This is a genomic window from Mycobacterium sp., assembly GCF_052143115.1.
Taxonomy (GTDB): Bacteria; Actinomycetota; Actinomycetes; order Mycobacteriales; family Mycobacteriaceae; genus Mycobacterium.
The window spans coordinates 1-16,449 of the sequence record NZ_JBKQTQ010000292.1 but is presented as its reverse complement, the minus strand read 5'-3'; the positions used below and the strand labels follow the sequence as shown (position 1 = coordinate 16,449).

Sequence of the window (16,449 nt, the reverse complement as noted above, 5' to 3'; positions counted from 1 at the left end):
GACACGGCGTACATGCCGCGCTCGGCAAACAACCGCTCAGCTGCTGACAAGATCGCTTCTCGGGTACCCGTCGACCGATCGTTGCGCAGGACTCTGGCTGCGGTCACCGCCTCAGTGAACACCGGCGTCTAGGTTAAATCAAGCAGTTTATTTAATTGCTCGACGCACGGCGGGCGCTCGCCTGACCGAGCCCCGGCAACCATGCCGCCGCGGACCGGAAGGACGATCTCGGTACCGGGCCGACGGCCGCAAACGGGCGTATGCCGAATACACAAAGGCGCCCTGTATGGTGACAATTCCGGCGCATTCAATTTTTTATGACGACACGAAACCACATTTACGCGCACTTATTCTTGGCCAGCGCGATTCACCGACCTGAGGAGTGTGCGCCCGCCCCGAGGCGACCGCGCCGCCGGTCAGGTCGTTCTCGCGGCACGCACTGCGGGACGAGCCAAAGACCCGAGCACGACTTAGCGGCCCGCTGATTGGACTGGCGTCGATATTGTTCACATTCCCGGCCACCCCAGGTCGGGTAGCGTCGCCCAATTACCGCCCACAGGGTGAATTGCCGGTTGAGAAGCCCGTCATATCGTTAACCTCGGCGCAGCGGCTTCGTTCTCTATATACTTTCGCTTCTCGACCGCTGCGCCCACCATCGATACCGGCTTAGACAAACGCTCAACACCCCAGGCCCGAAAACCGACGCGGCATCCCGAGCCACGCACCACATCGGAGGAGACTTTGGCGCGCAACTTGGTCACCATCGTCGCCACTCGGTTGATGGAGACGACTGCCTCCACCGTCGGCGACGTGAACGAGCGGGTGCTCGCCGAGCTCGTCCAGCATCTCGATATCGACGCTGCGTTTTTGCGCCATAACGACCACAAAATCAGGGTTTCCAGGTTGGTCGCGGCGTGGCCACCGCGACGTGACGACGCAGGCCCGGACCCCCAAACGGTCGCACACTTCAGCAGCGCCGACCCCATCTTGGCGCTGTGCGAGCACGGGAAGAACTTGGTCGTGATCCGGCCAGAACCGTCCGAGCCTGCTTACCCACGCTGGGTTGCCGGCGCTTACGACCGCTGGGGCCTCGATGCCTCCAGGATCACCTCGCCCTCGGCGGCCGCGGCACCACTGATCTCGGGGGGAGTCACGACCGGCCAGCTCACCTGCATGAAATTTCGCCGCAAAAAGTGGCGGCCCGACGAACTCAACACGATCGAGACCATCGCCTCGCTGCTTGCACAACTTCAGGCACGGATCACAGCCGAAGAGAAGCTTCGCGACCTCGCCGAGCACGACGATCTGACCGGTCTGCACAACCGCCGCGCGCTGATCGCCCATCTTTCCGACAGGCTCGCAGTGGGGCGGCCCGGTCCGGTCCCGGTGCTGTACCTCGACCTCGACCGGCTGAAGTCGATCAACGATTACCTCGGCCACAGCGCCGGCGACTGGTTCATCCGGACATTCGCCGAACAGCTGGGCATAAAAGCCGGCCCGGGCAGCATGACGGCTCGGCTGGGCGGAGACGAATTCGTCGTCGTTCCCGATCGGCCGATGTCAATCGAAACCGCGGAGAAGACCGCCGACGAGCTGTGTGTGGCGCTGCGCGACCGAATGGCGCTGGGTGGCCACATGATCACCCGTACCGTCAGCGTCGGCGTGGCGGTGGGCATGCCCGGACGCGACAACAGCAGCGACCTGCTTCATCGCGCCGACGAGGCCGTTCTGACAGCCAAGCGCGCAGGCGGCAACCACGTTGCCGTGTCCAGCGATGACATGTCCCTGCAGCGTCTCTTCCGCAACGACATCGAACTCCACCTCAGCGGCGAAATCGACAGCGAAGCCCTGACGCTGCATTATCTGCCCGAGGTCGACCTGTGGACCGGTGCGATCGTGGCGACCGAGGCGCTCGTTCGTTGGCGGCACCCGACCTGGGGCTTGCTGCTACCGGAGTCCTTCATCGGCGTGGCCGAATCGGCCAACCTTGGCGGGGAATTGGGCCGATGGGTGATGCGAAGCGCATGTGCGGATTTCAGCCGGTGGCGTTCACGCGGCGTGGGCCAGAACACCACATTGCGCCTCAACGTGTCGCCGGCCCAACTGGTCACCCGAGGCTTCGTCAGCAGCGTGGCCGAAACGATCGATGAGTTCGGCATCGATGGCGGCTCGGTGTGCCTGGAGATCACCGAGCGCGCAGTGGTTCGCGACATCGAAACCACCCGCCGAACGCTCGAGGAACTGAAAGAGGTCGGAGTCCAGATTGCCATCGACGACTTCGGCACGGGCTATGCCGTTCTGTCGCACCTGAAGTCGCTACCGGTCGACACCCTCAAAATCGACATGTCATTCGTTCGCGACCTGGGCACCAGTAGCCGCGATCTGGCGATAGTCCGGGCGATCATCGGACTGGCTGAAGCATTCGACCTGCAGCTGGTGGCCGAGGGCGTAGAAACCCCGTCCGCCGCACTGACTTTGATGCGACATGGGTGCCATCGAGCACAGGGCTACTTATTGTCGCGCCCTCTGCCCGGCAATGCCATGGAGTCGCTGCTGTCCTCGCGCTGGATGCCCATGCCCTTCCTGGCTGACAGCCAGGCCCTGACCCCAAGCACGATCTAACACGCAAAGATGGCTCATAGCTGCAGGATTCAACGATGAGCGACCTGAGCGACAAGCGATCAGACACGACGCGAGATCAGATCTTGCGAGCCGCCGCACACCAGTTCGCTCAACGCCCATACTACGCCGTCGGCCTCGACGACATTCTCGCGCAAGCCCAATTAACCAAGGGCGCAATGTATTTCCATTTCCGGTCGAAGCACGCGCTGGCGTTGGCCATCGTCGACGTGCAGACCGAAACATACGGCGAGGCGGTCCAAAACCTGCTCGCCCGAAAGTTATCCGGGCTGGAAACGCTTATCGACTTCTGCTACCTGATAGCTGTTGCAGACATCACCCAAGATGTCACTCGAGCGTCATTCAATCTGCTCGAATCGGTCGGTCGGACCGAGAAGCTGCAAGAGCGGCTGTTGGGGGGCTGGATCCAACTCCTGGGAGAGATCACCGAGCGAGGCATCGTCGAGGGCGACATCATCGAGCAAGGTGATCCGGAAGACGTCGGACGACTCTTGGTATCGATCTACGTGGGGATGCGGCAGGCCAGCAATCTGGACGAGCCGGTGCGGTTGCTGGGTGACTTCGGGAAGGCACTGTCGGCGGTTCTGCGCGGCATCGTGCAACCGGACCGGAGCGACTACTTCACCCAATTCGTCAAGCGACGTACAGCTCTCGCGATCAAGGCCGTCTCCCCACCGGAAAGCCCGAAATCCGGCGGCTAGCGTTCGTCAAGCCACAACTGCTCGGTCAAATCCTGGAATGTCGCGAGCGCAATGTCGTCATCGGAACGTATCAGCGCCGACCTGCTCATCAGTGCTCGCACACTTGAGCCGTCCTGGTGGGCCAACTCGACGACCATGTTCGCCAATGCCTGGACGACCGAGACGGGCGATTCGGTGCTGGGCGCGAGGTGGAAGATCTCATCGAACTTCAGCGACAAGACTTCCTCGGGAGCCCGGCCGGCCATCTCTGAAAAAACCGTATTTGCGAACAGCACGGTGCCGTCCTGGGCGATCGCGAGCACGGGGACCGGGATCCGCTCCAGCACAACCACCGCGGGCAACTGCTTGAGGATAGTCATCGCTCATTGGCCCGGCTGGCGGCCGAATTCAATGACCAACCCCTGTCAGCCAAAACTGCTATGCAGACGCCGGCGCGATGATGCGGGCGGCCGCTTCGACGGCAGATGCGCGCCGCGACGCGACGACCTTAGGGTCGTCGGCCTCGGGTTGAGGATCAGGGAATTGCGCCCAAGCCAGGCCGATCCCGAACAGCAATACGAGTAGGTCCAGCGGAGCCCACGACTTGTCGACGTAGCCCGCTGCTTGGGCAGCTTCGATCGTCGCGAGGGCATGTGCCGGTGGCGCCCGGTCGTCGAAATCCAGCGGTTCGATCGTCAGCCCCTCGAGCCTGGCCCAGGTGAGCATCCGAAGGTGTTCAGGATGGCTGCGGGCCAAGTCGCCCCTTCGGCCCGATGGGCGTGACCCCACAACCATTTGCCCACGCCGTCACAGTTTTCGACTCGGTCGACCGCGGCACGTAAACGCCAAAGTCCTACCGGAAATCCCCTAGGACGACGCTGTGCTCGGCCAGCTGTCATCCGGCGGCAGCCCATCGAGAATGCGCTGACAAATCGCGCCCAGCTGACGAGTCTGGTTACGCGTCAATCGATCGAAGACGAACTCCCGCACGGTGTCGACGTGCGCAGGAACGACTTGTTGCAGTCGTCGGCGTCCCGCGGCGGTCAACACCGCCAGCGTGTAGCGGCCGTCCTCGGGGTCGGGCTGCCGCGACAGCCAGCCGCGCTTTTCCAGCCGCGCGACGGCTTGGGACAATCGTGGCAACGAGCTGCCTGAGGTCGTCGCGAGAACGCTCATCCGCAGCTTGGACTCTGGCACCTCAGACAGCCGCGCCATGATCAGGTACTCGAAGTGGCTGATCCCGAACTCGCGCTCCAACTCAGCGCTCATCAGTGGCTGCAGCCGCAGGATCATCGTCGACAGCTGCGCCCAAGTGCGTTGTTCGTCTGAATCCAGCCACCGAGTCTCACGCGTGGTGCTCACAATCCCACTATAACTTAATCGTTGAACCGGAAATACTCGCATCACTTAATTGTTTAATCCCATGTCGGCCAGCCGCGTAGGCGACGAAGCCGGCCGCCTTGTTGTTCCATTCGGCGTAGACGTAGTCGATGGCGTTCTTGAGCACCCCGGACGTCGAGTGGTTGTACTCGGGAGTGACAAAGATGAACCCGTCATAACCAGCGATGGTGGCCGCCCACGCCTTGGTGTGGTCGTGCTGGTACTGGCCGTATGACGGTGGCATCGGCTCATCGAGGTGAGGGAGCGGGTGGTCGGCGAGATCGATGATCTCGTAACGTGCGCCGGGCCGCCCCGAAGTCTGCCCGAGCACCCAATCCGCGACCGCCCTGGCGTGACGGCCCGGACGGGTGCTGCCGACGATGATCCCAATTTTCACATCAGTCATAACTGCCTCGTATTCGTCTTTGATTGCGGCACAGTCGATTCCCGGTATGCACACCGAGTACGGCGCATGCGAGCCTAGGAGATAGTTAGATGATATGTCAAGCAATGACGTCCGGGCACGGAAGGAACACTCAACCCAGCTGCCGCCTCGGGTTGGGTTTCGCGGGCTCGGTCGCCGAAGCAGGCCCGAACGACTTAGCTCTCGGCGCGACGGGACGCTTTACCTCCTCTGCGATCCCCGGACCCGCAAGTGGTGTAGATCACTAGGTTTCCCGGAATCGCAGATGCAACCGGCGACTTGTAGGGGGCAGGACCGTTACTTAAACAGTTAAGTGATGGACAGGGATCAGGAAAGAGGGACTAGCTCATGAGCACCGTTACACGCCTGGTAGTCAGGATGGGCACTCTGACCGTCCGAACGGCGCTGTCCACGATTTTCGCCGCGGTGGCCGTGATCGCGATCCTCGCCGGCTCGTTCGCAGACGCACCCTCGGCCAACGCCGCCGCCGACGACTCGTGTGCCAGCGTCGAGGTCGTGTTCGCCCGCGGAACGAATGAAGCACCCGGTGTGGGCGCGACCGGGCAAGCATTGCTCGACGCGCTCAACGCCCGCTTGCCAGGCAAAACGGTCGACGTGTACGGGGTGAACTACCCGGCCTCATTGGACTTCGGGCGAGCTGCCGACGGAATCGTCGACGCGAGCAACAGGATTGAGACGATCGCGGCCAGCTGCCCGACCACCAAGATCGTGCTCGGCGGTTACTCCCAAGGGGCCGCAGTAGCTGGCTACACCACCACCGACACCGTTCCCGCCGGATTCGCCTTGCCAGCCGGTATCACCGGTCCGATGTCTCCTGCAATCGCCTCGCACGTCGCGGCAGTCGTTTTGTTCGGGACACCGGATACCTGGTTTATGAACCTGGTCGACCACAACGCGCCACCCATCACAATCGGCCAGCTCTACTCGGCCAAAACCCTCCAACTGTGCGCAACCGGCGACCCGGTCTGCTTCCCTGGTGGCCTTGACCGAGCCGCGCACAGCTCATACAAGAACAACGGAATGGCCGACCAAGCAGCCGATTTCGTCGCCCGCCAGTTGAGCGTTCCTGCCCCGGTGGCCGCGGTGCAGCAGACGGCAGGTCAGGTCGGAGCCGACCAGCCGGCTCCAGCACCTGGGTTGGGCAACTGAACGACGCCGTCACCACGCCCGCGGTGGTGGCCGACCAACGGCCGGCAGTGAGTCCAGAGGACCACTGCCGGCCGTTGGCATCCACTGGTCGGCCAGCGCCGAAACCCACCCGGTGGCGGCCTCCGGGTGGCCCGGTGGCGCCTCCACAAGGACCAATTCGTCGACGCCCAACTCGGCGAGCGCGCCGACGTCACCGACGCTGGGATTGCGCAGCGCCACGGACAGCCGCAACTCAGCACGGTCACGCCCCGAGGCGGCACACTCCTGCTCCAGCTTGTCGATCCGCTCGCGCACCGCCGCCACGCCGTCGAGGTTGAACCCGTACCAGCCGTCTCCCCATGCCGCTACGCGCAGCAGTGCCGGGTCGCTGTTGCCTCCGACCACAACCGGGATACGACGATCGCGCACCGGCTTGGGGTTGACCCTGATCGAATCGAACCCGACGAACTTCCCGTCGAACGAGGCGACGTCATCGCGCCACAACGTGCGCATCGCTGCCACGTATTCGGCGGTGCGGGCCGCGCGATGCTCGAACGGCACCCCGAGCGCGGCGAACTCCTCCCTGGACCACCCGACACCCACGCCGAGGGTCAGCCGCCCGCCGCTCAACCGATCCAGGCTGGCGGCTTGCTTGGCTACCACCACCGGACTGTGCTCGGGCAGCAGTAGCACGCCTGTCGCGACGCCGATCCGGGACGAGGCGGCAGCGGCGAAGCTCAGCGCAATCATCGGGTCGAGCCAATCCGCCTGTGCCGGAACGGCTATGACGCCGTCGTCGGAATAGGGGTAGCGCGACGCGGATTGATCCACCATGACAACGTGTTCACCCGCCCACAGGGTGGCGAAGCCGCAGCTGTCCGCCGCGGACGCGACGGCGTCGATCACCGCCCGGTCGGCGCCGGCCCCGATGCCCAGCGCGTGCAATCCCAGCCGCATCGCAGGATAGTCTCACGGCGGTCAGCGGCTTTTGAGGAGCTTCGCCAGGACCGCTGCATGACTGCCGCCCACTTCGCGGGTGGCCGTCACCAGGGTCACGACGCCACGCTTGGTCAGCTTGCGCAGTTCCTCCAGCGCCGGGCTGCCGGCCAGCTCCGCCTCGTAGCGCGCCGCGAATTCGTCGAACCGTTCCGGCTCGTGGTGGTACCACTCACGCAGTTCCTTCGAGGGCGCGACGTCCCTGCACCAGATGCCCACCCGTGGGTCGTCCTTGCGGAATCCGCGCGGCCAGATGCGATCCACCAGAACCCGCTGGCCGTCGTCGGGGCTGGCTTCGTCGTACACGCGCGCCACCCGGATCCGGCTTTTGGCGCTCACAGGGCCAGGGTAGCGACATCAATGCCGGTCAGTGGAGTGTTCGGGGGTTGGCCGCGACTGCAGCGTCGGTGCGGCGGCGGCGAGGATCTCGTCGCGGCTCCCGTTGAGGGGGGGATAGATTCGCCTGCCGTTGATTGTGCGCTTGGTGGCTTTGGCTTCGGCCCCGCTGGCGATCACCTGCCGATCCCAGCCTTCGGTATAGACTGCCCCCGCAGGCCCGAGGTCCAAAACTGTGACATACCAGGGAATCCGAAGGGACAACATCGGCTCACCAAGTAGATCGCTGATGACGTTGTACCCGGCGAACCGCCCCATCGGCCTGCCGTGCTGGCAGGACATCACCGAAAGGTGCCCATCGTCCATCCACGCGGCCGCAACATCCCCGGCGGCGAACGCCCCTTGCACGTTGATCACGCGCAGGTGCTCGTCAACCGCAACCCGGCCGAGACCGTCACACTCGACGCCCAGATCCGCGGTAAGCGGATTGGCGCGCATACCGGCACACCACACCACTGTCGACGCGGCCAGCCTTTCCCCTGTCGACAATGTCACTCCGTCTCCACCGATCGCGGCGACACCAACACCGAGCCGGGTCTGCACCCCGTTCGCCGTCAGCGCGGCCTCGATCACTGGGCGCGCCGACGCGCCCATGTCCGAGCCGACATGCCGGTTGTGATCAACGAGTATGACGCGGGGAGTGATGTCCGGGAACAGCGTCGCCAGCCGCGCGGGCAGCTCGCAGGCGGTCTCAATGCCGGTCAGCCCAGCGCCCACCACGATCGCGGTCGCCGCGGCGAGTGTGTGCAGACTGCTGGCGACCTCCACCAGGTGCCGCTGCAGCCTTAGCGCGCCGTCGTAGGTGTCGACGTCGAAGCCGAACTCACGGAGACCGGGGACGTCCGGTTTGACCACTCGGCTGCCCAACGCCATCACGAGACGGTCGTAGGCGCGGGTACCGAGCGAGGTGGCCACCGTGCAAGAACCCGGGTCGATCGCCGTTACATCGGCGGCGATGTGCCCGACTCCGACCGGGTCGAGCACATCCCGCAACGGAATGCGGCACGCCGTCAGGTCGGCCTCGTAATTGCGCACCCGGATGTCATGGTATGGCAGCGAGCTGACTACCGTGATGTTCACCTCGCCGGGCGCGACGCCGAGTTCGTCGATTCGGCGGGCCGCACCAAGGGCGGCCCACAGACCAGCGAACCCCGAGCCGAGCACAACGACGTCGCTCACCGGGCTAACGTTAGCCGCCAGATACCCGCGATACGGCGACCCGACGCCCCACTCGTCGAGGCGAATCGTCTCATCGCCCTGGGGCCCGGTCACCGGATAAACGTGGTTTTGAGACCAACTTCCGCGAGTCGCAGTTGTGGTCTGTTTCAAGACACAGTGGGCGGCCCTCCCTCGATGCCCGGCGTCACGGCATCGCCTCGGCCCACGCGATATGTCCTTCGAAGCCAAGCGTTCTCGCCATGTCGCCGTAGCCGTCCCGGAAGTGCGCATAAGCCGCGTCATCGCCGTGAGCGCGCGCCAGCAGGGCTTGCAGCCGCAGCAGCGTGATTTCGTGTAGCACGAAGCCGGGGTCGGTCGGCACCGCCGCCAAGCAGTCGATGGCGGCCCGCGCATCCTCGAGATCTGCGTCGCCGCCACGTTGCAACAGAGCTTCCACTAAAACGGTGGTGGCCAGGGCGCTCCAGATGCACCCACCGGAGTCGAACAAGTCGCTGACGACGGCCCGGGCCAACGGTCGAGTCCCTCTTCGGCGATGTCGCTCATTTGTTGGTGCGGTAGGAATCAGCTATAGCAGTAGGAATCCGACGAAGCGTCGCCACCCTGCAGCCGGATCTGGTGCACCCGCAGGCCTCGGAACTCCTCGCCGTGCGGGAGAAAGTTCTCGTCGACGCTCAGCCCGCCGTCGGGATCCGCGTCGAGCTTGGCCATCCACGCGCCGACACCGTCGGGATAGAACTGGTCGTCCCATGCCCCGTACAGCGAGTTGGTGAAGTACACGCGCTTTCCGTCGCGGCTGACTTCGACCATCTGCGGCCCGCCTGCCAGCGGCATATCGGGCATCGCTGGATGCGGTGCGCGGTCGACGATGCCGCCGAGCCGCACCGATCCCACCTGTTTCGGGGTCGCGGGGTCCGACACATCGAATTGTTTCATCTCGCCGGTACCCCAGCACGACACGTACAAGAACCGGTCATCGACCGACAGATCGATGTCGCTAATGAGCGGCGGCACCGCGGCAAACGGCTTGAGCACAGGAGGCAGGAGGTCTGGGTCGGCGGGCTCCGCGGGGATGGTGATGACCTTCTCGACCTTCCACTCGTGCTCGTCGCGGAACCAGCGCCAGACCGAGCCGGACAGGTCCTCAGTGGAAATCACCACACCGACGAAGCCCCAGGTCGCCTCGGGGTCGTGGGACGGGCGCACCTCCAATGCCATCTGGTGCTGAGCGCCCAGGTCAACGCGGCGCATGTGCTCACCCTTGGCAAGATCCCAGAAGTGGACGGCGTGGCCGTACTTCTTGCCCAGCAACAATTCCGGCACGATGCCGTTCTCGATCATCGAGGGGCTGCCCCACTCGCTCGAGATCAGCACGTTCTGATTGAGGTGCCACCAGGCGTCGTAGTGGAAGTGCTGCGGCCCGCGGTCGGTCTCCCAGGCACGCGAGACGTCGAATGTCTCGTGGTCGAGCAGCGCGATCCCGCCCGGTCCGTCATCGTTGCCCTCCGGGCCGCCCAGGCAGGTAAGGAAGACCCCGTCGGGTCCGCAGTGAAGGGTATGCGGACGCGAGTAGCCTGCGTTCTCGGACAGGCTCTTGCCGTCGATCGTCTTAATTAGCGTCGGGTTGCGCGGGTCCGGCTGAGTATCGAACACGTGGATGTTGGACGATCGCAGCCCGGGAACCAGGAGGTATCGGCGCTCGAGGCCGTGCATGTCGTGGCCCTCGTGCTTCAGGGCGCTGCTGCAGGCATTCCAACCGAAGTGATGAAGCTCGTCGCCGCGGCCGGGGACGTCGGTCCAGCCGACCACCCGCCCATAGCTGTCAGAGGCCGGATTCACATCGATGACGGTCATCGCGTCGTGCTTCTGTGCGGCGCGGTCAAAGGCCACCACGTACGCGAGCTGCTCGCCGGGAGCGGCCGCCGCCTCCGCGGCGGTACGGTAGAACGTCGGATCGATCGGCGGATGAGCCATGTGGGGACCTCCCGAATGGGACCGCTAATGCTCCAAGACAAGCCGCACGCAACTGCATCCGGTTGCCGTTGTAATCGTAGTCTCGGCTGGTCTCGGCAGCGTTGATCCTGGCACCGGCCGCGCACGCCGACCCCGATCAAGCCGGGCCACTCCGCGGGCCCGGCCGGTGCAGAGGCCGCCTTCGCGCAGATGGAAAGTCGGTGCGAAAAACTGCGCTTCCCCCATGGCGCGTTCACTCTTTGCTATGGGCGAGATATAGATGCGTTGGTGCGCACGGAAGCCGGCCAACACGACCGCGCGATCGAGCTCCTTGTTGAGGTCGCCGATCGGGGCCATCGGTATGGCTTTGATGAATGGGTCATGGTTGCAGCCAGCGGGGAGGCCGCCGCACGTGCGATCGCATCGGTGGCCGCCGGCGAGAGCGACTCCGCTACTCTGCAAACTCATATTCAAACCATGACTGCAGTTGTTGAGGCGTGGCGCGCAGCAGGCATCAAGGCGTTCCTCGGGTGGTACGAAGGTGCATTGGTGCGGGTACTCACGGCGGCCGGAATGAACGACGCGGCGCGCGAACGGGTTGAGCTCGCGAGACAGGTCGCCGATGAGACGGGGTGGCGCATCTACGACGCTGAGTTGCTGCGCTTGCGGGCTCATACATCTGACGACCCGGATGCCCGGCACACGGATCTTCGGGCGGCCATCGACCTTGCCCAAACGCAAGGTGCCCTTATCTACGAATTACGTTCTGCTGCAGACGATTTCGAACTGATTGGAGAGCCTGCACGGGCCGCACTGATGGACACCCTCGGCCGATTTCCATCTGCGCAAACCTGGCCCGAGCTGGCCCGCGTGCGTGCGCTGCTGGGGTGAGGCGGCTGGCTGTGCTGGTGGGCCTAGGCCATCGTCGAAGTTACTGCGGACGGATCACGCAATGATTTTTCGAGTCGCCTAATCAGACTCTTCCGACAATACGCGGCGCCAAACCATCCTCGGCGACTGTGTATCTGCTCAACGGGACACCACGTTCGGGTCGAACGGCAGGCTCAGGACGCCGCGCATGAAGTTGGTCTTCATGAGTTTCGGTTCGCCGGCGACGAAGTCGGGCATCTGACGGTGTAACTCGTGGAACAGCGACCGCAGCATCGACTTGGCGAGCTGATTACCCAAGCAGTAGTGGATGCCGCCGCCACCGAATGCGACGTGGTTGTTGGGATGGCGCGCTAAGTCGAACTCGTCGGGGCGGTCGAAGACCTCGGCATCGTGGTTGCCAGAGGCGTACATCATGACCACCTTGTCGCCGGGCAGAATGCGCTGCCCGTTGAGTTCGTACTCGGCGACGGCGGTGCGCCGGAAGTTCAGCGACCACCGACCCCCAACGCAGGAACTCTTCGACGGCCGAGTTGATGCGGCCCTCGAAGTCTTCCCACAGCCACTCGCGCTGGTCGGTGAAATCTGTGAGCGCCTTGACCGCGAAACTCGCGGTATGCCGTGTGGTGTCGGTGGCGGCGACGGCGAAAAGCACCATGGTGGCGGCGATCTCGAAGTCGCTGAGTTGTTCTCCGTCGACCTCGGCTTGCACCAGGTTGGTCAGCAGGTCGTTGGCTGGTTGCTCCCGCCGCGCAGTGATCAATTGCTCGGCGATCTCGTGGATCTTCAGCGTCGCCCCGACCTGAACCTCGGCCGCATCGCGTCCGGCCAGCAGGACGGGGTCGGCCCATGCCACGATCTCGTCGGCGGCATGTGCGGCGTCGGGGCGCATCTCCTCAGGGACACCGAACATGTCGCCGAACATCTCGATCGGCAGGTGCTTGGCGATGTCGGCGACGAAGTCGACCGGCTCTCCCGCGGCGGCCTTGTCGGCAGCAGCCGCGACGATCCTTCGCGCCCGCGCGGCGATGTCGTCATCGATCCGCTTGACCTGGCGTGGGGTGAAGGCCGCACCGACCAGTCGACGCAGCTTGTTGTGTTGGGGGTTGTCCATGGCCAGGAATGACTGGGACATCGCAAGAAACACCTGCGGGAGCAGATCGAACATGACGCCATAGCGAGAGACGAAGACATCGCTGTTCTTGCTGACCTCGACGATGTCAGCGTGGCGCACCACAGCCCAGAAGCCAGGGTCGTCTGGGTCGGGAACGACAGCGGATTCGATCGGCGGCTGCCAGCTGATCGGGCTCTTCTCCCTCAGCTGGGCGAAGATCAGGTCCCGCTCGGGGGTGTCTTGCGCCCAGAACGCGTCACTGGACACGTTCAGTTCGTCGTACGGCCGAGTAGCCGCCACATCGTTGGTCGGTGTGACATCGGTGTCGTCGTCGAAGGCCGGCGCTGCCTCGTCGAATGATGATGTGGTCATGAGAATCTCCTTTGGTGTGTGGGCTCAGTCGTCGGCGTGGCTGAGGAGCAGATCGTAGGGCTTGGTGGCACGGCCACCAGGCAGGTCCAGCGCGACGGTCTTCACCTCGGTGTAGGCATCGAGCGCGTCGGGACCCAATTCACGGCCCAGCCCGCTCTGCTTGTAACCGCCGAACGGCAGTTGGCAGTTGATCTGATGAGCGTCGTTGATCCAGACACTGCCGGCCTGGATGCGCTCTGCGATGGCCGGCGCACGGGCGTTGTTGGTGCTCCACACGCTTGCGGCCAGCCCGTAGTCGGTGTCGTTGGCTATGGAGACAGCTTCGTCGTCATGGTCGTAGGCGATTACCGAGAGGACGGGACCGAAGACCTCCTCCCGGGCGATGCACATGTCGCTACGGACGTCGGTGACGATCGTCGGAGCCACCCAGAACCCGTGCGCGAATTCATCAACGCTCACTGCAGTGCCGCCGAGCGCCACGGTCGCGCCCTCCGAACGTGCGCCTTCGATGTGACGGAGGATGCGGTCGCGTTGTTCGGCGTCGATGACCGGGCCCATATCAGTGTCCCAATCCCGGGTGGGCCCAACGACAATCGTCTGCGCTCGCGCCACTATGCGGTCGACGAACTCGGCATGCAGTCTGCGGGGAACCAGTGCGCGGGCGCCGGATTCGCATACCTGCCTAGAGTAGACGAGGCAGCCGTACAGCACTCCGTCGACGGCCAGTTCCAGGTCGGCGTCGTCGAGCACGATCAACGTCCCGGTGGTTGCCAATAAATCCCGTATTTGAGGGTGCGGGACATCGATGTGATCGACTCAGAGCTGCGATTGCTCGCCCCGTTCGTTGGTCAATCCGCGAGCAAGGCGTCGAGCCGTCTAGTCGTCAGGTCGATGAATTGCTCGACGAACGCAACGAGCTGGCCGGATAGGCACTCGGAACGTCGCCGACAGCGGGCGGCGCGTGTACGTCACGCTGCCGCATTCGAGGCACGTCGAATGGCCGGCCCTTGTCTGCGCAGGTCAGGCACTTTGCAATTATTCGTTCCGCGAGGGGAAGACCCCCTAACGGGCATGACCGTAACCCTGGTGAGCGCCTAGCGCACCGCGCAGTTAATCGGGCTGGGGCCGAAATGACCAGCTAGATCCGGTACGTATGCGCGCGAGCTCGTCGCCCGGCTTCTCTGGAGAACGGCGGGCTTTCGGTCGAGCGAGCTACCAAGGCAACCTGGTACGGGTACGCCGACCCATGATGCCGGTGCCGCCACGCCGACCCATCAGGCCGGTACGCCGACCCCTCACGGATTCGTAGATCGCGATGAGCACGACGGCAGCGGCGACTCCGACGAAAAACGGAATCCAGGCGACTCCACCATTGGCATTGTGGTATCCGAACTGGCTAGCCACCGCTGAGCCGATCAAGCCACCTAGAGCGCCGAGCAGAACCGTCATGACCATGCCGATGTTTTGCTTACCCGGCATGACGAGACGCGCCACCACACCGATAATCGCGCCCACGATGATGGCGAGGAATATTGACCCGATCATTGCAACTCCTGTCGTAGCGGCGCCCGGAGTGGACACCATCTTCGAACTACGGGTTCCCCGAACCGACGGGCTTGTAACACACATGTCGAGCGGGTCAGCGTGGGGGCGAGTCCCACCTTCGAAGCCGCACTGACAACTCGCCGTTGAGGCGCCGCCCTTCTTCGTCATCGTCCGCACCACCGCCAGACCGCCGCCGGCCCAGGTTCTCGTCCGCCCGCCTGAGCATGCCCTCGGTCCGCCGCAATTGCTCCTCGGCGACCATGAGCTGGGCACGCAGGCCCGCGATCTGCGCATCGAGTTGGTTATACGGCGGATACGGCACGTTGGGGACCCCGATCCGCTCGAAGGCAGTGACGTCCGGCCCTGCGCCCGCGTCAGTGGCCATGGTGTCCTCTTCGCTCAGGGATGTTGCCCATGATTTCTTCTCTGTTAACCCGTGTGCATCTGAATGACCCCTTGGAGTCGGGGCCAATCGCTACCGTTCGATAGTGCCGCGCAGCAGTTGCAACTGACGCGAGTAGTCCATTACCTGTCTTGTTTCGACGTTCACCGAGACACGCAGAACCTGCGACCACAGGAACCAGATCGCCCACTTCAATCCCGGATGTGGAGTTCGAGATCGAGGACATAGTGGACCATTACGCAGCCGAGACGGGGCTTCGCTGACTAGATCAAACCGACGGCAAAGCGGTCAGCACTTCAGGGACCAAAGCGGCCATGCACCAACGGGGAACCGTAATGACAGGCCGCACGTCCAACACTGGTGTGGATGATGACGAACGCCAAGCCCTACGAGATGTGAGACCCAACCTCGACGATCCTGCAGTCATCGCGGCGATAGACCTTGTCCGGTGGGAACTTTCGCCTGGTATATGAGTCACCGCACCCGCCCGGCGGGGCTTCGGAGGGAACAGAATTGGGGTGACTTGCGCGGTTCGGCCTGACCGCTACGCTTCGTCAACAGCGCGACGTTATCGCGATCGAAGGCGAGGATAATGGCAGCGGTCGCACAAGTTGACCCGAATGAGGTGCGCGCCGCAGCCAGTCGGTGGCAGATGATTGGCGCCGATCTGAGTGCGGGCGGCGCCCCGCCGGTCAGTCTCGCGACGAGCTGGCCCAGCGCGGCCGCGACGGCCGGTATCCATGGCCAGGCGGCCGCCGCCACGGAAGCGTTCCAGGCGCGTATTGGTGACACCGCCGCAGCGTCGCAGGGTGCCGCCAACACGTTTCAGACCCAGGACACGAAGGCGGGAGTAGACGCGGTCAAAGACGTGCTCAGCAGTGTCTCGAGCATGATCGGCATGTTCTCCGGCTCGATGGGCAGCGTCAACGCCGTCACCAGCATGCTCGGACAACTCACCTCGACCGGGGTGTCGACCTCGACCAGCCTCGTCAACAACCTGACCGGGACACTTAGTCACGCCGGCAGCCCCACACATGCTGCACCGACGCCTGGACCCACTGACACCGCACCGCAATCTGGGCCGATTGGCACTGCACCGTTGGCTGGGCCGATTAATAGTCCAACGCTGCCGGTACCGATTGATCAGCCGCCCAAAGGATTTGAGACAGGGCGGCCCGTATGATCCCTACGCGCAGCCAGGTTGAGGTTTACACCACCGACCACCTGGTCGACGCCGCCGACTATTGGGATGGCCTGGCCGACCGCTGGGAGGATGCCCACTGGCAGGTCCGCAACCAGGCCCATTCGTTGGACTGGCGGGGTTTCGCCGGGG

17 protein-coding genes and 2 pseudogenes are annotated in these 16,449 nt (G+C 64.1%); 5 read left to right on the top strand and 14 right to left on the bottom strand.

The annotated features are described in order from the left end of the window. A pseudogene (locus ACLQI9_RS28750) lies at positions 1-122 on the bottom strand (TetR family transcriptional regulator); the annotation flags it as partial. A gap of 658 nt (positions 123-780) precedes the next feature. Here ACLQI9_RS28750 and ACLQI9_RS28745 point away from each other — a divergent pair. Both ACLQI9_RS28745 and ACLQI9_RS28740 read left to right on the top strand, forming a co-directional pair. Then, positions 781-2,622, top strand: a complete 1,842-nt coding sequence (locus tag ACLQI9_RS28745) for a putative bifunctional diguanylate cyclase/phosphodiesterase (RefSeq protein ID WP_442392487.1) — start codon at positions 781-783, stop codon at positions 2,620-2,622. 35 nt (positions 2,623-2,657) lie between these two features. Continuing rightward, complete coding sequence (locus tag ACLQI9_RS28740; protein ID WP_442378497.1) at positions 2,658-3,341, top strand: TetR family transcriptional regulator; 684 nt, start codon at positions 2,658-2,660, stop codon at positions 3,339-3,341. Here ACLQI9_RS28740 and ACLQI9_RS28735 read toward each other — a convergent pair. The 4 genes from ACLQI9_RS28735 to ACLQI9_RS28720 form a co-directional block, all read right to left on the bottom strand. Further along, positions 3,338-3,700, bottom strand: coding sequence for a PAS domain-containing protein (locus tag ACLQI9_RS28735; RefSeq protein WP_442378496.1), 363 nt, complete (start codon positions 3,698-3,700; stop codon positions 3,338-3,340). The two genes, ACLQI9_RS28740 and ACLQI9_RS28735, sit on opposite strands and share 4 nt — an antisense overlap. 58 nt (positions 3,701-3,758) lie before the next feature. Next, a complete protein-coding gene (locus ACLQI9_RS28730; protein WP_442378495.1) occupies positions 3,759-4,115 on the bottom strand; it encodes a hypothetical protein in 357 nt (118 codons plus the stop codon). Positions 4,116-4,187: 72 nt separating this feature from the next. Continuing rightward, positions 4,188-4,682 (bottom strand): MarR family winged helix-turn-helix transcriptional regulator, encoded by a 495-nt coding sequence (locus tag ACLQI9_RS28725; RefSeq protein ID WP_442378494.1) that lies wholly within the window; start codon positions 4,680-4,682, stop codon positions 4,188-4,190. Between the two features lie 7 nt (positions 4,683-4,689). Then, positions 4,690-5,106, bottom strand: a complete 417-nt coding sequence (locus ACLQI9_RS28720; RefSeq protein ID WP_442378493.1) for an NADPH-dependent FMN reductase — start codon at positions 5,104-5,106, stop codon at positions 4,690-4,692. 396 nt (positions 5,107-5,502) lie between these two features. Between ACLQI9_RS28720 and ACLQI9_RS28715 the strand changes: the two genes are divergently transcribed. Then, positions 5,503-6,294 (top strand): cutinase family protein, encoded by a 792-nt coding sequence (locus tag ACLQI9_RS28715; protein WP_442392486.1) that lies wholly within the window; start codon positions 5,503-5,505, stop codon positions 6,292-6,294. 9 nt (positions 6,295-6,303) lie between these two features. On the opposite strand, the gene ACLQI9_RS28710 is transcribed toward ACLQI9_RS28715, so the two are convergent. From ACLQI9_RS28710 to ACLQI9_RS28690, 5 genes are all read right to left on the bottom strand, one after another. Then, a complete protein-coding gene (locus ACLQI9_RS28710) occupies positions 6,304-7,230 on the bottom strand; it encodes an LLM class F420-dependent oxidoreductase (protein WP_442378491.1) in 927 nt (308 codons plus the stop codon). A gap of 21 nt (positions 7,231-7,251) precedes the next feature. Further along, on the bottom strand, positions 7,252-7,608 hold the full coding sequence (locus ACLQI9_RS28705) for a DUF488 domain-containing protein (RefSeq protein WP_442378490.1): 357 nt from the start codon (positions 7,606-7,608) through the stop codon (positions 7,252-7,254). Positions 7,609-7,626: 18 nt separating this feature from the next. Next, entirely contained in the window at positions 7,627-8,844 is a 1,218-nt protein-coding gene (locus ACLQI9_RS28700; protein WP_442392485.1) for an NAD(P)/FAD-dependent oxidoreductase, read from the bottom strand. Between the two features lie 184 nt (positions 8,845-9,028). Beyond that, on the bottom strand, positions 9,029-9,355 hold the full coding sequence (locus ACLQI9_RS28695) for a hypothetical protein (protein ID WP_442392484.1): 327 nt from the start codon (positions 9,353-9,355) through the stop codon (positions 9,029-9,031). 50 nt (positions 9,356-9,405) lie between these two features. Beyond that, on the bottom strand, positions 9,406-10,815 hold the full coding sequence (locus tag ACLQI9_RS28690; protein ID WP_442392483.1) for a selenium-binding protein SBP56-related protein: 1,410 nt from the start codon (positions 10,813-10,815) through the stop codon (positions 9,406-9,408). Between the two features lie 267 nt (positions 10,816-11,082). Here ACLQI9_RS28690 and ACLQI9_RS28685 point away from each other — a divergent pair, with 267 nt between their 5' ends. Beyond that, entirely contained in the window at positions 11,083-11,685 is a 603-nt protein-coding gene (locus ACLQI9_RS28685; protein ID WP_442392482.1) for a hypothetical protein, read from the top strand. Between the two features lie 138 nt (positions 11,686-11,823). Here ACLQI9_RS28685 and ACLQI9_RS28680 read toward each other — a convergent pair. The 4 genes and pseudogenes from ACLQI9_RS28680 to ACLQI9_RS28665 form a co-directional block, all read right to left on the bottom strand. After that, positions 11,824-13,168, bottom strand: a pseudogene (locus ACLQI9_RS28680) (cytochrome P450). A gap of 24 nt (positions 13,169-13,192) precedes the next feature. Further along, positions 13,193-13,942: an aldehyde dehydrogenase family protein gene (locus ACLQI9_RS28675; RefSeq protein WP_442392481.1), complete on the bottom strand. Its 750-nt coding sequence runs from the start codon at positions 13,940-13,942 to the stop codon at positions 13,193-13,195. Positions 13,943-14,380: 438 nt separating this feature from the next. Next, on the bottom strand, positions 14,381-14,713 hold the full coding sequence (locus ACLQI9_RS28670) for a GlsB/YeaQ/YmgE family stress response membrane protein (RefSeq protein WP_442377994.1): 333 nt from the start codon (positions 14,711-14,713) through the stop codon (positions 14,381-14,383). A gap of 94 nt (positions 14,714-14,807) precedes the next feature. Then, positions 14,808-15,098 carry a hypothetical protein gene (locus ACLQI9_RS28665; protein WP_442377992.1) on the bottom strand — a complete coding sequence of 97 codons (291 nt, stop codon included), beginning with the start codon at positions 15,096-15,098 and terminating at the stop codon, positions 14,808-14,810. A gap of 610 nt (positions 15,099-15,708) precedes the next feature. Between ACLQI9_RS28665 and ACLQI9_RS28660 the strand changes: the two genes are divergently transcribed. Next, entirely contained in the window at positions 15,709-16,299 is a 591-nt protein-coding gene (locus ACLQI9_RS28660; protein ID WP_442377990.1) for a hypothetical protein, read from the top strand. The last annotated feature ends 150 nt before the right edge of the window (positions 16,300-16,449 follow it).

Coding starts and splice junctions, on each gene's coding strand:
- ACLQI9_RS28745 (WP_442392487.1), top strand. CDS start 781: ATGGAGACGACTGCCTCCACCGTCGGCGACGTGAACGAGCGGGTGCTC.
- ACLQI9_RS28740 (WP_442378497.1), top strand. CDS start 2,658: ATGAGCGACCTGAGCGACAAGCGATCAGACACGACGCGAGATCAGATC.
- ACLQI9_RS28735 (WP_442378496.1), bottom strand. CDS start 3,700: ATGACTATCCTCAAGCAGTTGCCCGCGGTGGTTGTGCTGGAGCGGATC.
- ACLQI9_RS28730 (WP_442378495.1), bottom strand. CDS start 4,115: ATGGTTGTGGGGTCACGCCCATCGGGCCGAAGGGGCGACTTGGCCCGC.
- ACLQI9_RS28720 (WP_442378493.1), bottom strand. CDS start 5,106: ATGACTGATGTGAAAATTGGGATCATCGTCGGCAGCACCCGTCCGGGC.
- ACLQI9_RS28715 (WP_442392486.1), top strand. CDS start 5,503: ATGGGCACTCTGACCGTCCGAACGGCGCTGTCCACGATTTTCGCCGCG.
- ACLQI9_RS28710 (WP_442378491.1), bottom strand. CDS start 7,230: ATGCGGCTGGGATTGCACGCGCTGGGCATCGGGGCCGGCGCCGACCGG.
- ACLQI9_RS28690 (WP_442392483.1), bottom strand. CDS start 10,815: ATGGCTCATCCGCCGATCGATCCGACGTTCTACCGTACCGCCGCGGAG.
- ACLQI9_RS28670 (WP_442377994.1), bottom strand. CDS start 14,713: ATGATCGGGTCAATATTCCTCGCCATCATCGTGGGCGCGATTATCGGT.
- ACLQI9_RS28665 (WP_442377992.1), bottom strand. CDS start 15,098: ATGGCCACTGACGCGGGCGCAGGGCCGGACGTCACTGCCTTCGAGCGG.
- ACLQI9_RS28660 (WP_442377990.1), top strand. CDS start 15,709: ATGGCAGCGGTCGCACAAGTTGACCCGAATGAGGTGCGCGCCGCAGCC.